This window comes from Rhizobium sp. P1_C7, from assembly GCF_056406295.1.
The window spans coordinates 128,796-142,145 of sequence record NZ_JBFUAL010000007.1 but is presented as its reverse complement, the minus strand read 5'-3'; the positions used below and the strand labels follow the sequence as shown (position 1 = coordinate 142,145).

Here is a 13,350-nt window from a genome sequence, read left to right as displayed (position 1 = left end):
CCCCTCTTTTGAGGTTGTTGTTCTTATCTCTCAGTCATGTGGTCGGCGATCCTCAGTGGATCGTCATCCATTCGCGAGCGGCACGAAGCGCTTCGGCAAGCTGCATCTTGTCCATGCTTGCGGCGAGATCGGCGCGGAGTTCGGCCGCACGATCGTTGCCCTTGATTGCGGCGATATTCAGCCACTTGTGCGCGGCGACCAGATCGACGGCACAGCCGCGGCCGGTCGCATACATCAAACCCATTTCGCAGAAGACATCGACGTTTTTATCCCCACCCATGGTGGCCATTTCAGCATTGTGCATTTCAAAGCGTGCCATCGGTTCTATCCCTGTTTAGTCTGTTGTCGACTTGCCCTGTTTTACCGTCCGGGCCTTGCCGTCTATCGCGGCGTTCGGTCCCTTGGGTTCGGCGGGTTTGCCCGCTCGTTTGATGCCTTCACTATGCAGGAGCGCCTTCAAAAAACGCCTAAAATGCATGATTAATTTGAGACAAACAAAGTGCAAACGCTTGGTAAAATTGGGTTTTCGTTAAACATCGGATACCTTGCAAATTAAGGATTTTGGCGCCAGATTTACGAAGAATTCATATTTGAAAATCAACCCTTTGTTCACCACGACATGAGCAGCTAAACTTGGAAGCGCCAATATTCGTTCGTTCGAGGCGGCTGAATTTCCACCTTTATGCGCCCCTACCATATTTACCTTTACGTTCGCGTCAGTTATTTACCGCGCCGTTTGGACATCAGGGGAGGAACAGATGATCCGCAGCTTCATTCTCGCAGGCGCATTGGCGCTTTCGGCGGCACTTGCCCATGCAGAAGAGCCTATCGTGGGCAAATGGAAGACCATGGCTGGGGATACGGCAGTGATCACATCCTGCGGCGGAAGCTATTGCATCACGTTGAAAACTGGCAAATTCGCAGGCCGGAAGATCGGCCGGCTCGCGGGAAGCGACGGAACGTACAACGGGGAAATCACCGATCCAGCCAATGACAAGACCTATAGCGGCTCGGGCATCATCTCCGGCAGCACGCTGAAGATGAAGGGATGCGTCATGTCTGTTCTCTGCAAGTCGCAGACCTGGACGCGTCTCTGAAACGACTGCTTGACGTGAGGCGTCGGTCGAGATGGGCGCCCTATTCAGTTTTCTCAGCGTGCACGCTGAGAAAACAGCACCTTTCGTGCCTCCTTCTCACCGGAAAGATTGCTGCGCTCGCGAAACGCCGGCACTGCCTCAGCTGGCCCGCTCCCTGAACGGCGGATGAACCGCCATCTCAGCACCGGTTCAGCCGGACCATGGCAAAACAGTTCCACGCTAAAGCACGGCGCATAGCAAATGCAGTGACGCGCGCTTTACACCTCGCATATGGGCAGGGACATGGACGTGTTGATTCTGGCAAGACGCTTCACCATCATTACGCTCTTCGCAGCGATCTTCGCCGTTTCGTTTTCGGCGGCCGTCAACCGCAACGCAGGCGGCGGCGCTCAGTCGCACTTCGGTGCCAACTATACCTGCCTCGACAAAAACAGCCCGCTCTGCACGGCGATGAACTGACGCGCCGCCGACCGAAATCTATGCGTTCTCGTAGAGCGCGTCGTTTGCTTGTCAAAAACAACGCTCTATAATGTCTCATGAGCAAACGAATCTCTCCTTCTGCCCCTCTCGACATTTTTTCTCCCACGCCCTTCGTGCCGCAGACGTTCGACGATCCTGTGGAAGCAGTCGATGCGTTGACTGCGCTATACGAGCGCAATACCGCCTTCCTGATCGAGAACTTCTCCGCACTCGCCAAAGGCGCGCCGATCACATCGCGCTACCGCGCCTTCTATCCGCAGGTCAGCATCGAGACGACGAGTTTCGGTCACATCGATACACGCCTGTCCTATGGACACGTGACAGCTCCAGGCGTCTACACAACGACAATCACCCATCCGCAGCTCTTCAGGCACTATCTGAAACAGCAGCTCGGTCTTCTGATGCGAAACCACAACGTCCCGGTAGTCGTTTCGGAATCAACGACGCCGATTCCGCTTCATTTCGCCTTTGGCGAAGGCGCGCATGTAGAGGCATCCGCTTCCGCCTTTCTGGACGTTCCGATGCGGGACCTCTTCGACACGCCCGACCTGAACACGACGGATGACGAGATCGCCAACGGCGAATATCTGCCGCCGCCAGGCGAACCGTCGCCGCTAGCACCGTTCACGGCGCAGCGCATCGACTATTCGCTGGCTCGTCTTTCGCACTACACGGCGACAAGCGCGCAGCATTTCCAGAACTTCGTGCTGTTCACCAACTACCAGTTCTACATCGACGAGTTCTGCGCCTGGGCGCGCAAGCTGATGGCGGACGGCGGCGGCGATGGCTACACGTCATTTGTCGAGCCCGGCAACATCGTCACCCATCCCGGCTGCAGCCAGCCTGAAACGGACGTGACGCTCACGCGCTTGCCGCAGATGCCGGCCTATCACCTCAAGAAGAAGGGGCATGCCGGGATCACCATGATCAACATTGGCGTTGGCCCGTCCAACGCCAAGACGATCACGGACCACGTGGCGGTTCTGCGGCCGCATGCCTGGCTGATGCTCGGCCACTGCGCGGGACTGCGCAACAGCCAGAGGCTCGGGGACTATGTTCTGGCGCACGCCTATATGCGCGAAGACCACGTTCTTGACGACGACCTGCCGGTGTGGGTGCCGATCCCGGCGCTGGCCGAAGTGCAGGTCGCTCTCGAAGCCGCCGTTGCCGAGATCACCGGCTACGAGGGTTTCGAGCTGAAGCGCATCATGCGCACCGGCACCGTCGGCACGATCGACAACCGCAACTGGGAACTGCGCGACCAGCGTGGGCCCGTCAAGCGGCTGTCGCAAGCCCGTGCCATCGCGCTCGACATGGAATCGGCAACAATCGCTGCCAACGGCTTCCGTTTCCGCGTCCCCTACGGCACGCTTCTTTGCGTTTCCGACAAGCCGCTGCATGGCGAACTCAAGCTGCCGGGCATGGCGACCGCATTCTACAGAACGCAGGTCAACCAGCATCTGCAGATCGGCATCCGCGCAGTCCAGAAACTCGCCGCCATGCCGCCGGAAGCGCTGCATTCGCGCAAGCTCAGAAGCTTCTTCGAGACGGCCTTCCAATAGGCCGTTTCCTTACTGTCGCGAAGCGGCAACAGTGCTTCCTGTGAAGGCTCGCTGCCCGTAGCGATCGCCGGCAAGTTCCAGTGCGGCGATGGATACCGCAAAAACCGTCAGAACAGCCGCCAGCCGCACGATAACGGCTCGCACGCTCGGGAGACCCCGTTCGAGCGGATCCACTGGCTTGTCTTGATGGCGACGTGCCCAGATCTGGTTCGCCAGCGCAATCTCGAAGATGCTCATGACCGTCACTCCATGTTGTTGACGGTCTGTGGTCGAACTCGGTCTTCCCGATTCGACGCCGACAACTGCGGAAAGATATTTTCCCTTACTGTCGAAATCCGCCTAGGCTCAACGTCAAGAGACTGTTGAGGTACAGTTCGGGGAGAGCGGCCGCCATGATATATCTATGCCAAGTCTGGTTCGACCCTGCGGAGATCGAGGGCATGGCGAGCGCGGAAAAGAAGAGGCTCGATAGGGCCTCCCTCGCCTATGACGAGGATCTGGTCCAGAGCGGACATATGATTACCGCTCAGGCACTGCAATCTCCGAAGAGCGCCGTGACCGTTCGCGTCCGGAATGGCGAGATATCGGTGACGGACGGTCCCTACGCCGAGACGAAAGAACAGCTCGGCGGTTTCATCCTCATCGAGGCGAAGGACTTGAACGACGCGATCCGCGTGGCCGCGGGCATTCCCCTTGCCAGAATGGGATCGATCGAAGTCCGACCGATCTACGAAATCCCTATCGCGAATTGAGGAGAATGCGATGAAGTTCCTCTGCCAGGTCTGGTTCGACACCGAAAAAAGCAAGCTCGTTCCGCAGGAAGAATGGGATGTACTCACCCAGGAGTGCATCGTCAGCGACGACCAGTGGCGCGACCGCGGCGTTCTGCAGACGGCACTCGCGCTCCAAGATCCCCCGACTGCCATTACCCTGCGCATCAGGAATGGAGCCACGACTGTCACCGATGGGCCATTCGCTGAAATAAAGGAGCATCTTGGTGGCTTCGTACTGATCGAAGCGCCTGACATGGCCGAGGCAAAGGCGATCGTCTCCACGTTCCCGATACTGAGATACGCCTCCGTGGAAATACGCCCGGCCTATTCGATCAAGGAAGGGAGATGATACCATGCGTTATGTCTGTCTTATCTACAACTCCGCAGACGTCGATGGCACGCTGACGGCAGCGGAGACCGACGACATCGTCCGTGCACATTTTCGTGTGGATGAAGAACTGCTGCGTGCTGGCACACTGATCCACGCTGATGCGCTGGAGCCCCCTGAAACGGCCGTCGTCCTGCGCATTCGCAACAGCGAACTCAGCACCACGGATGGCCCCTATGTCGAGACGAAGGAGCATCTTGCCGGACTTTACGTCATCGACGCGCCCAACATGGAGACGGCCAAGGCGGTCGTAGCGCGTATACCCTGTGCACGGGTGGGAGCCGTGGAGATTCGCCCGGTGAGGACGCTGACGTTTCCGGAGTGAACCTTGGAAAACGTGATCGAAAACATCTACCGATCGCAGTCTCGCAGGGTATTGGCGACCCTCATCCGCCTGCTCGGCGACTTCGACAAGGCGGAAGAAGCCCTGCATGACGCATTCGCGGCAGCGGCACGCACATGGCCGCGCGACGGCGTCCCGGCGAACCCGTTTTCATGGCTGGTGTCGACAGGCCGCTTCCGCGCGATCGACCATATTCGTCGCCGTTCGCGCTTTGATGCTTCGTTCAAGGACATCGAGGACAGCCTCTATCCTTCTGCCGATGAAGAGGAGATCGGCGACATGGACCTTATCGAAGATGACATGCTCCGGCTGATCTTCACCTGCTGCCATCCGGCGATCCCGTCCGATGCGCAGATGGCAATGGCGCTTCGCGAGGTCTGCGGCCTGACCACGGAGGAGATCGCGCATGCGTTTCTGGTTCCCGCGCCAACGATGGCGCAGCGGATCGTCCGCGCCAAGAGCAAGATTCGCGCGGCGGGAATTCCCTACGAGGTGCCCGCGCGCCAAGAGCTGCCTCAGCGTCTAGACCGCGTGCTGCATGTGATCTATCTCGTCTTCAACGAGGGGTACTCCGCCTCCTCCGGTAGCGAGATGATTCGTACGGATCTTGCCGTCGAGGCGATCCGGCTTGCCCGGCTGTTGGCTGCTCTCCTGCCTCATCCGGACGTTTCGGGATTGTTGTCGCTCATGCTGCTGCAGGATTCCCGCCGCCTTGCGAGATCCGGTCCGAATGGCGAACTCGTGCTCCTCGCCGATCAGAATCGAACGAAGTGGGATCGCGGCATGATCGCCGAAGGGCTGAAGCTGCTTGGGGAAGTCATGGCCCAGGGGGAAATCGGGATCTATACGCTGCAGGCGGCCATCGCCGCCGAACACGCGCGGGCGAAAACGCCGGAAGATACGGACTGGCGGCAAATCGCGGCCTACTACGATCTTCTGCTATCGGCCCAGCCCTCGCCGATTGCCGAACTCAATCGAGCCGTCGCTGTTGCCATGCGGGATGGACCGGAAAAGGGGCTGGATCTGGTCGACGCGATTCTCCAATCCGGCGACCTCGGCTCGTACCACCTCGCCCATTCCGCGCGCGCCGACTTCCTGCGGCGGCTTGGACGCAAGGAGGAAGCTGTCGCGGCTTACGAGATGGCGCTGACACTCTGCCGGCAAGCGCCGGAACAGGCGTTCCTGAGGAAACGGATTTCAGACCTTGCGACGACCGAAGGGCAGTGAGATTGCCGTTCCCATGAGCGCGGAGACCAGAATCAACAGATGGGCATTGATACTCGCCTGGGCCAGCGCCGCAATGGCACTCTTGTCGGTCGGCGCGCCGAAAGTCATTGCACCGGCAGTTATGCCGGCCGGATAGGTTCCGACCCCGCCCGGCGCATGCACAGGAAGAACCGACGACAACTCGCCGCCGAGCGCGCCGCCAAAGCTGGCTGCCGTAGGTGAAACGCCCATAAGGCGCAGCGCCCAGGCCAATACCAAAACCTTTACCAGCCAATTGACCACCGTCATCGCCCAGGCCCGCGCAAAGGCAGAGGCATTTGCCGGCAGGCCGTGCTCGATCTCGACAACAAACGTCCGCGCCCGAGAGGGGAGCATTTTGCCACCGAGTTGCAACAGCGGCTTACGGGCGGCGAACGCGCCCACCGGGAGCATGAGAAAGAGACCCCATGCCAGCCACGCCAGAATGCCGTGCGGCGATGCGATGGCAAAGCCGATGCCAGCCGCAGCGAGCAGAGCGTGCAGGTCCAAAAGTCGCATGACGAAAAGCGCCGACGTACCGCGGGCCAACGGAATACCGAACTCCGTGCGCATCAGCAGCGGAAAGCTGGTCTCGCCTGTTCGAAACGGCAGCATGATATTGAGGAGGTTATGAACCTGCGTGACGCGGAACAGCGCTTGGAAGCGGCCGGAGGTCTCACGCGGAAAATAGTCATAGATGCGCCAGGTCCGCAAGAAATACGTGCTGGTGAGAAGGGCCAGCGCGGCAACCACCGGCAATGCACCGACCTTAGCCCACTGCGCCAGGATGGACGACCACCCCCAGAACCATTCGATGAAAAGCGCATAGGCGACAACAATCGTCACCGTCAACAGCGCCATTCGATTGCGTGCAAACCAGGATTGGCGGCTGGCAACAACCGGAGACTTCATGTACTAGCTTCCTGACTTCGATCACCAAAAGAGCGGCGCGACTGCGCTGCGTTTTAGGAGAAATTAGAGTTGCAGACAACGGCAGAGTCGCTTTCAGACGCCATCAACGCGGCAGTTCCGCTCGCACTGTCGCTGGTCGTTCCTGTCTTCAACGAAGAAGAGAGCGTTGGTCCACTCATCGATAGCATCTGCGCGGCCATGACGGGCTATCCGGGTCGCTGGGAGCTCATTCTGGTCGATGACGGAAGCACGGACGCGACACTTGCTAACGCTCGCAAGCATGTCGGCCGGGATGAGCTTGCGCTGAAGATCGTCGAACTGCAGAGGAATTTCGGCCAGACGGCCGCCATGCAGGCCGGCATCGACACGGCTGTGGGCCGCCTCATCGCCACGATGGATGGCGATCTGCAGAACGATCCGAAAGACATCCCCGCGATGGTTGTCGAACTGGAGCGACGCGAACTTGACCTCCTCGTCGGCTGGCGCAAGAATCGGCAGGACGGACTGCTGCTGCGCAAGATCCCTTCATGGTGCGCCAACTACCTGATCGGCCGCACCACGGGTGTCAAGCTCCACGACTACGGCTGCAGCCTCAAGATATACCGCGCTTCGGTCATCAAGCAGGTCAAGCTGATGGGCGAGATGCATCGGTTCATTCCGGCGTGGGTCGCCGGAGTGGTCCCGAGCTCGCGCATCGGCGAGATGGTCGTGACCCACCATGCCCGCGAGCACGGCCAATCGAAATACGGCATATCCCGAACCTTCCGCGTCATCCTTGACCTGCTTTCGGTTATGTTTTTCATGCGATACAAGGCTCGCCCGGGGCATTTTTTCGGTTCGCTCGGTCTCGGGCTCGGCGCCATTTCGGCGTTGGTGCTCATCTACCTATTCTTCGACAAGTTCATCATGGGCAACGACATCGGCAGCCGACCGATGCTCATGGTCGGCGTCGTCCTGCTGCTATCGTCCGTGCAGTTGATCACGACCGGCATTCTGGCCGAAATGATCGCGCGCACCTATTATCGCGATGACGCTTCGCCGAACTATATCGTCCGACAGATATTCGATGGAAGCGAGAATGCGTAATCTGCTGGCACGCAGGCCAGACGCAATAATATTGCTTTTGGCGGGATACTTTTGCCTGGCGTTTGTTACTCGACTGCTGATGCCCCACGGCATGCGCTTCGACGAATCGCAGCAAGCCTTTTTCTCGCAATGGCTGGCGTTGGGCTACGATTCCCAACCGCCGCTCTACAACTGGTTTCAAACCGCAGTGGTGTCGGTGTTTGGGCTGTCACTCGTGACGGTCTCCGCAACCAAGAACCTGGTGCTGTTCCTCGTCTATCTTAGCTACTACAAACTCGCCCGCGAGGTGCTTGAGGACAAGCTTTTTGCTGCGATCGCGACACTGTCCCTGCTGACAATTCCGCAGCTCTTTTGGGAAGCACAGCGGGATCTGACGCACACCGTCGCGCAGTTGCTGACGATCAACCTCCTTCTCTACGGTGTCATCAGGACCCTGAAGGCGCCCTCGCTTGCATCCTATGCGTTCGTTGGCATCGCTCTCGGCTTGGGAATGCTGTCGAAGTATAATTTCGCCCTCGTCGCGATAGCCGTTCCGATCGCGGTCTGGTTGCATCCGGACGGAAAGGCTCGCCTCCTCGACCGCCGCTTTCTGTTGTCGCTGTTTATCGCCCTCCTGATTTTCCTTCCACATTGCCTGTGGCTGCTCGACAACCTTTCGATCGCCTCCACTCGCACGCTCGGCCTCATGGAGCAGGACGCTCCGAAAGCCGCGCTGGCAAAACTCGTGCAGGGGCCGTTCAAGTTCTTCCGGCTCATCGTCGTCATCCTGGCTCCCACCGTGGTCGTCTACGCCATCGTCTTCGGAAAGTCGTTTCTGCGAAGTGCGCGTTCCGTTACTGTTTGGACGCGTTTCTTCGATGCGGTGTTCGTGACGATCGCGCTGCTAGTCCTGGTCCTGATCCTGACAATTGGCATGACCTCGTTGCGAGACCGCTGGCTGTTGCCATTCCTGTTTCTTATGCCGATCTATTTTTGCTTGAAGATGCAGGCATCGGGCATCCGGCCGGAGGATTTCGCGCGCCGGTTCTTCTGGGTGCCGCTGGTCATGATGATTGTCATTCCGGCGCTGCTTTTGACGCGAACGAGCTTCCCGACCTTGTTCCACAGGTACGAGGCCTACAATATTCCCTATGCCGATTTTGTCGCGAAAATCGTTGCAGAGGAGGGCAGGAAGCCGGGCCTAGTCCTGACCGACGACTGGATCCCGGCGGGCAACCTGCATCTCCAGACGCCTGATGTCCCCTTGATGTCGATGTTCTTCCCGAACCTGAAGGTCGACTATGATTGGACGAGCGACAAGCCGATACTGCTCGCTTGGCTTTCCTCCAGCGACCAGACTGTCGTACCGGAATCACTGACCAAGTGGGTCGCGGCCAATCTCGGCTCCCAATACACGGCGGTAGAGGTCAGGAAGGCGGCTTTCGGATACGCTCGCGGCAATCCGGAGGACAAGCAGCGCTTCGGCTATGCCTGGATCTATCCCAGGTAACCGGCGCTTCAGACCTTCAGTTCCATCCAGGCAGCGTCCAGCGCGATCTCTGCAATTCGCCCCATTTCGTCGACTTCGTCATGAGTGATGATCAACGGTGGCGAGGCGAGCATGCGGTCGCCGGTTGCACGGAGAACGAGGCCGTTTGCCAACGCATGGTTGCGAACAAGCGCACCGACTGGATCCGGCCTTTCGAAACGTGTGCGAGAAGGCTTGTCCGATGTGAGCTGAAGAGCGCCCATAAGCCCGATGCTCACAGCCTCACCGACAAGCTCGTGCTCGCCGAGGGCGCTCCAGACCTTTGCAAAATATGGACCTATATCGTCCCGGACGCGATCGACCAGCTTCTCGTCCTCGATGATCCGCAGGTTCTCGAGTGCCGCCGCAGCACAAACGGGATGGCCGGAATAGGTAAATCCGTGGTTGAAATCGCCAACGTCGTTTATCAGGACCTCGGCGATGCGGTCGCTCACCAGCACGCCGCCTATGGGCAGATAGCCTGAAGACAGGCCCTTGGCGATCGGAGCGAAATCCGGCTCGACGCCGAAATACTGATACCCGAACCATTCTCCGAGGCGACCGAAGCCGCAAATCACTTCATCGGTTACGAGCAGGATGTTGCGGGCTTTGCAGATGCGGGCAATTTCCGGCCAGTAGGTTTCGGGCGGGATGATCACGCCGGCCGCACCCTGCACCGGTTCGGCGACAAACGCCGCGACGTTCTCCTCACCGAGCTCGTCGATCTTGGCGTCCAGCTCGCGAGCGACCTTCAGGCCGAACTCAGCTGGCGACAAGGCGCCTCCTTCGCCGTACCAATAGGGCTGGCCGATATGGACAATGCCCGAGATCGGCAAATCGCCCTGCTCGTGCATGTATTTCATGCCGCCGAGGCTCGCGCCAGCGACGGTCGAGCCGTGGTAGCCGTTCTTGCGGGCGATGACGATCTTCTTCGATGGCTTTCCGATCGCGCTCCAATAGACACGCGCCATGCGGAACCAGGTGTCGTTGGCTTCAGAGCCGGAGCCCGTGAAGAACACGTGATTGAAGCGCGGACCGGCGTGAGACGTCACCTTCTCGGCAAGCAGGGTCGCAGGTGTCGTCGTGGTGCCGAAAAAGGTGTTGTAGTAGGGCAGCTCATTCATTTGCCGTGCGACGGCATCGGTGATTTCCTTGCGGCCGTAGCCGACGTTGACGCACCAGAGCCCCGCAAAGCCATCCAGATACTTGTTGCCGTGACTGTCCCAGATATGCACGCCTTCGCCGCGCTGGATGATGCGCGTGCCGTCTGCATTCAGCTTCTTCATGTCTGAGAACGGATGCAGGTGATGGAAAGCATCGACAGCGGCGAGGTTGGAGCGGGCGTAAGTATCGGACATGATTTGCAAAACACCTTCGGAGATTGAAAGCCTCTTCCCAATGGGTTACGACCTTGGACTTGTCCGAGGGGATTTTCAAGATCATGGCAAACGACAAATTGCACGGCAAAGCTGGCGATCCGCGCATCGAAATCCTGCTTGTCGGCATGAACGGCGACCTGCGCGGCAAGCAGATCCCGCTGGACGCGCAGAAGAAGATCTGGGCCGGTGAAGTCCGCCTCCCGTCCTCCACGCAATCCCTCGACATCTGGGGAGACGACAACGACGATATCACCGGACTCTCGCTATCGGTCGGCGATCCGGATGGCAATTGCATTCCCGACAAACGCAGCCTGACGCCGATGCCATGGGCGCCCGAGGGCTCCATGCAGGTTCTCGCCACCATGCACGAGTTTGACGACACGCCGAGCTTCATGGACCCGCGCGCCATCCTTGGATCCGTCCTGAAGCGCTACGAGGAACGCGGCTTGACCCCGGTCGTCGCGACTGAACTTGAGTTTTATGTCTTGGCCGACGACTGGCGGGACACCGGCCGGCCATCGCCACCGAAGAGCCTTACCTACCAAGGCGAGCCGAACGGCTTCCAGCTCTACGACATGGGTGCCGTCGATGCGCTCGACGATTATCTGCAGACCGTGCGCTCCTATGCCAAAGCCCAGGGCCTGCCGGCGGATGCGACAACGGCAGAGTTCGGTCCCGGGCAGTTCGAGATCAACCTGCTGCATCGCCCGGACGCGCTGGCCGCTGCCGATGACTGCATCTATCTCAAGCGGATCGTCGAACAGGCGGCGCGCAAACATGGGTTGAAGTCCACCTGCATGGCGAAGCCCTATTCGGACCATGCCGGTTCCGGCCTGCACGTGCATGCAAGCGTTCTCAACCGGGACGGTCGCAACATTCTCGACGCCAAGGACGGCGAACCGAAGAGGCTCAAATCCGTCTGCGCGGGCATGTTGCAAACCATGCGCGAGGCGCAATTGGTCTTTGCTCCTTTCGCCAACTCCTATCGCCGCTTTCAGCCCGGCTCGTTTGCTCCTGTCGACCTTACCTGGGGCTACGGCCACAGGGGCACAGCGATCCGCATCCCTGACATGAACGGCCCGGCCGCGCGCGTCGAACATCGTGTCGCCGGCGCCGATGCCAACCCCTATCTTTTGATCTCGGCCATTCTCGGCGGCATGCTGCTCGGCCTCGACAACGAACTCGATCCCGGCGAGGAGACGACCCCCTCGCATATGCCCGAGAATACGACGAAGCTGACGCACGATTTTCTGACGGCAGTCGAGACATTCCGCGCCTCGCGTTTCATCTCCGATATCTTCGGGGAACCCTACCGAAAGCTCTATGGTGACACGAAACGCAAGGAGGCCATCGCCCATCTGCGGACGGTCTCCGATTTCGACTACCGCACGTACCTTCCGCGCTTTTAGCGATCTGGCAGACTGTCAGATTGTCGTTTCACGGCGGTCGGTTTCATCGACCTGTGCGGCAAGCCCCTGCTTCACGAGTACCTTCAGCTCTCCCGGATGCAACCGAAGGGACACATCGCGCTCGAGCGGCAGCAGCTCGCCGTCCATAACGCAATTGGCCTTGGCGTGCAGTTTCGGAAAATGCAGATGCACTTCCGCCGGATGCATGATCATGACGTCGGCGTTTTCACGAACTTTCCCTCGAAGCAGGTCGATCGCAAGACGTGCGACGCCCAGCGGCTTCAACGGCTTTGCAGTGTAAAAACCCAATTCGCCGCTGGTGAGGCTATCGGCATAGAGCAGCGCATTCTCACCAAAAGGATTGTTCGAAACAGACACGGCCGAAACCTTGCGGCGCTCACGGATACCTGCGGCTTCAAACTCGACCTCGAACTCAGGCGGATTGAGCACAACGCCAAAGGCCGCCCGCGTGCTCGCCCGCATCTTGCCGATACGCGAGCGATAGCTGTAGGAATTGCGGTAGCGCACCATGCGCGCATGCAGGCCCGCGGAAAACTGGTGAATGAACGGCCTGCCGTTGGCGCTGGCGATATCGACATTGTCGACCTCGCCGAACGCGAGGACATCAAGCGCTTGCCAGATATCAAGCGGGACACGCAACGACCGAGCGAAGAGGTTCATCGTTCCGGCAGGCACCACACCCAACGCAACACCGTTCTTCCAGGCTATCGATGCGGCGGCGGATATGGTTCCGTCCCCACCGCCCGCGACGATCCCGTCGATATCATCGCGGCGGGCAGCGCGCTCCATCGCAGGGACAATTTCATTGCCTGAGAAGACGACGGCATCGAAGTTGTGGCCAGCTTTCCTGAAGACCGTTTCGGCGTGCCTTTCGTAAGCCGCCATGTCGGTGGTCCGGAACGTACCGCCGTCTCGATTGAAAAAACCAATAAGTTTCATGCGGTTCCTGTGATCCGTCACCTAGAGCTCTCGCCTGTACCGCGCTGCTTAGAGATGGTTCTTGCTCCAGTGATTTCAAGCAGACGCTTCCATCACAGGAGAGCGCCGCCGCGCACGTTTCTGTTCAACGACGAACGTATGCGTGAACAGGGACGCTGCACTGCAAAAAACGCACGCGACGCCCCATACCAAATCACAGATAAAGGCGG

The 13,350-nt window shown here is 59.3% G+C and carries 15 protein-coding genes; 10 read left to right on the top strand and 5 right to left on the bottom strand.

The window, feature by feature from the left end; translation table 11 throughout:
* Positions 1–52 precede the first annotated feature (52 nt).
* Positions 53–319 (bottom strand): sel1 repeat family protein, encoded by a 267-nt coding sequence (locus tag AC1D2R_RS13140; protein WP_477967715.1) that lies wholly within the window; start codon positions 317–319, stop codon positions 53–55.
* 439 nt (positions 320–758) lie between these two features.
* Here AC1D2R_RS13140 and AC1D2R_RS13135 point away from each other — a divergent pair, with 439 nt between their 5' ends.
* The 3 genes from AC1D2R_RS13135 (at position 759) to amn (ending at position 3,139) form a co-directional block, all read left to right on the top strand.
* A complete protein-coding gene (locus AC1D2R_RS13135) occupies positions 759–1,097 on the top strand; it encodes a DUF2147 domain-containing protein (RefSeq protein WP_477967714.1) in 339 nt (112 codons plus the stop codon).
* Positions 1,098–1,379: 282 nt separating this feature from the next.
* On the top strand, positions 1,380–1,556 hold the full coding sequence (locus AC1D2R_RS13130) for a hypothetical protein (RefSeq protein ID WP_196246752.1): 177 nt from the start codon (positions 1,380–1,382) through the stop codon (positions 1,554–1,556).
* A 77-nt stretch (positions 1,557–1,633) separates the two neighbouring features.
* Positions 1,634–3,139: an AMP nucleosidase gene (gene amn, locus AC1D2R_RS13125; protein ID WP_477967713.1), complete on the top strand. Its 1,506-nt coding sequence runs from the start codon at positions 1,634–1,636 to the stop codon at positions 3,137–3,139.
* 9 nt (positions 3,140–3,148) lie between these two features.
* On the opposite strand, the gene AC1D2R_RS13120 is transcribed toward amn, so the two are convergent.
* Positions 3,149–3,376 (bottom strand): hypothetical protein, encoded by a 228-nt coding sequence (locus tag AC1D2R_RS13120; RefSeq protein WP_477967712.1) that lies wholly within the window; start codon positions 3,374–3,376, stop codon positions 3,149–3,151.
* Between the two features lie 155 nt (positions 3,377–3,531).
* Between AC1D2R_RS13120 and AC1D2R_RS13115 the strand changes: the two genes are divergently transcribed.
* Genes AC1D2R_RS13115 through AC1D2R_RS13100 form a run of 4 tightly spaced genes read left to right on the top strand, consistent with a single transcriptional unit; the run spans position 3,532 to position 5,870 of the window.
* Positions 3,532–3,891 (top strand): YciI family protein, encoded by a 360-nt coding sequence (locus tag AC1D2R_RS13115; RefSeq protein ID WP_477967711.1) that lies wholly within the window; start codon positions 3,532–3,534, stop codon positions 3,889–3,891.
* Positions 3,892–3,901: 10 nt separating this feature from the next.
* Complete coding sequence (locus AC1D2R_RS13110) at positions 3,902–4,261, top strand: YciI family protein (protein ID WP_477967710.1); 360 nt, start codon at positions 3,902–3,904, stop codon at positions 4,259–4,261.
* A gap of 4 nt (positions 4,262–4,265) precedes the next feature.
* Positions 4,266–4,625, top strand: a complete 360-nt coding sequence (locus AC1D2R_RS13105; protein WP_477967709.1) for a YciI family protein — start codon at positions 4,266–4,268, stop codon at positions 4,623–4,625.
* A gap of 3 nt (positions 4,626–4,628) precedes the next feature.
* Positions 4,629–5,870 (top strand): RNA polymerase sigma factor, encoded by a 1,242-nt coding sequence (locus AC1D2R_RS13100; RefSeq protein ID WP_477967708.1) that lies wholly within the window; start codon positions 4,629–4,631, stop codon positions 5,868–5,870.
* Here AC1D2R_RS13100 and AC1D2R_RS13095 read toward each other — a convergent pair.
* Complete coding sequence (locus tag AC1D2R_RS13095) at positions 5,841–6,800, bottom strand: lysylphosphatidylglycerol synthase domain-containing protein (protein ID WP_477967707.1); 960 nt, start codon at positions 6,798–6,800, stop codon at positions 5,841–5,843. The two genes, AC1D2R_RS13100 and AC1D2R_RS13095, sit on opposite strands and share 30 nt — an antisense overlap.
* A gap of 69 nt (positions 6,801–6,869) precedes the next feature.
* Between AC1D2R_RS13095 and AC1D2R_RS13090 the strand changes: the two genes are divergently transcribed.
* Entirely contained in the window at positions 6,870–7,886 is a 1,017-nt protein-coding gene (locus tag AC1D2R_RS13090) for a glycosyltransferase family 2 protein (protein WP_477967706.1), read from the top strand.
* Positions 7,879–9,375: a glycosyltransferase family 39 protein gene (locus AC1D2R_RS13085; protein WP_477967705.1), complete on the top strand. Its 1,497-nt coding sequence runs from the start codon at positions 7,879–7,881 to the stop codon at positions 9,373–9,375. Before AC1D2R_RS13090 ends, AC1D2R_RS13085 begins: the two co-directional genes overlap by 8 nt.
* 8 nt (positions 9,376–9,383) lie before the next feature.
* On the opposite strand, the gene AC1D2R_RS13080 is transcribed toward AC1D2R_RS13085, so the two are convergent.
* On the bottom strand, positions 9,384–10,751 hold the full coding sequence (locus tag AC1D2R_RS13080; protein ID WP_477967704.1) for an aspartate aminotransferase family protein: 1,368 nt from the start codon (positions 10,749–10,751) through the stop codon (positions 9,384–9,386).
* 83 nt (positions 10,752–10,834) lie between these two features.
* Between AC1D2R_RS13080 and AC1D2R_RS13075 the strand changes: the two genes are divergently transcribed.
* Positions 10,835–12,181 carry a glutamine synthetase family protein gene (locus AC1D2R_RS13075; protein ID WP_477967703.1) on the top strand — a complete coding sequence of 449 codons (1,347 nt, stop codon included), beginning with the start codon at positions 10,835–10,837 and terminating at the stop codon, positions 12,179–12,181.
* A 15-nt stretch (positions 12,182–12,196) separates the two neighbouring features.
* Here AC1D2R_RS13075 and AC1D2R_RS13070 read toward each other — a convergent pair whose 3' ends face one another.
* The gene (locus tag AC1D2R_RS13070) at positions 12,197–13,141 is read right to left on the bottom strand and encodes a diacylglycerol/lipid kinase family protein (protein ID WP_477967702.1); all 945 of its coding nucleotides are present in this window, start codon (positions 13,139–13,141) and stop codon (positions 12,197–12,199) included.
* Positions 13,142–13,350 lie beyond the last annotated feature (209 nt).

Coding starts and splice junctions, on each gene's coding strand:
- AC1D2R_RS13140 (WP_477967715.1), bottom strand. CDS start 319: ATGGCACGCTTTGAAATGCACAATGCTGAAATGGCCACCATGGGTGGG.
- AC1D2R_RS13135 (WP_477967714.1), top strand. CDS start 759: ATGATCCGCAGCTTCATTCTCGCAGGCGCATTGGCGCTTTCGGCGGCA.
- AC1D2R_RS13130 (WP_196246752.1), top strand. CDS start 1,380: ATGGACGTGTTGATTCTGGCAAGACGCTTCACCATCATTACGCTCTTC.
- amn (WP_477967713.1), top strand. CDS start 1,634: ATGAGCAAACGAATCTCTCCTTCTGCCCCTCTCGACATTTTTTCTCCC.
- AC1D2R_RS13120 (WP_477967712.1), bottom strand. CDS start 3,376: ATGAGCATCTTCGAGATTGCGCTGGCGAACCAGATCTGGGCACGTCGC.
- AC1D2R_RS13115 (WP_477967711.1), top strand. CDS start 3,532: ATGATATATCTATGCCAAGTCTGGTTCGACCCTGCGGAGATCGAGGGC.
- AC1D2R_RS13110 (WP_477967710.1), top strand. CDS start 3,902: ATGAAGTTCCTCTGCCAGGTCTGGTTCGACACCGAAAAAAGCAAGCTC.
- AC1D2R_RS13105 (WP_477967709.1), top strand. CDS start 4,266: ATGCGTTATGTCTGTCTTATCTACAACTCCGCAGACGTCGATGGCACG.
- AC1D2R_RS13095 (WP_477967707.1), bottom strand. CDS start 6,800: ATGAAGTCTCCGGTTGTTGCCAGCCGCCAATCCTGGTTTGCACGCAAT.
- AC1D2R_RS13085 (WP_477967705.1), top strand. CDS start 7,879: ATGCGTAATCTGCTGGCACGCAGGCCAGACGCAATAATATTGCTTTTG.
- AC1D2R_RS13080 (WP_477967704.1), bottom strand. CDS start 10,751: ATGTCCGATACTTACGCCCGCTCCAACCTCGCCGCTGTCGATGCTTTC.
- AC1D2R_RS13075 (WP_477967703.1), top strand. CDS start 10,835: ATGGCAAACGACAAATTGCACGGCAAAGCTGGCGATCCGCGCATCGAA.
- AC1D2R_RS13070 (WP_477967702.1), bottom strand. CDS start 13,141: ATGAAACTTATTGGTTTTTTCAATCGAGACGGCGGTACGTTCCGGACC.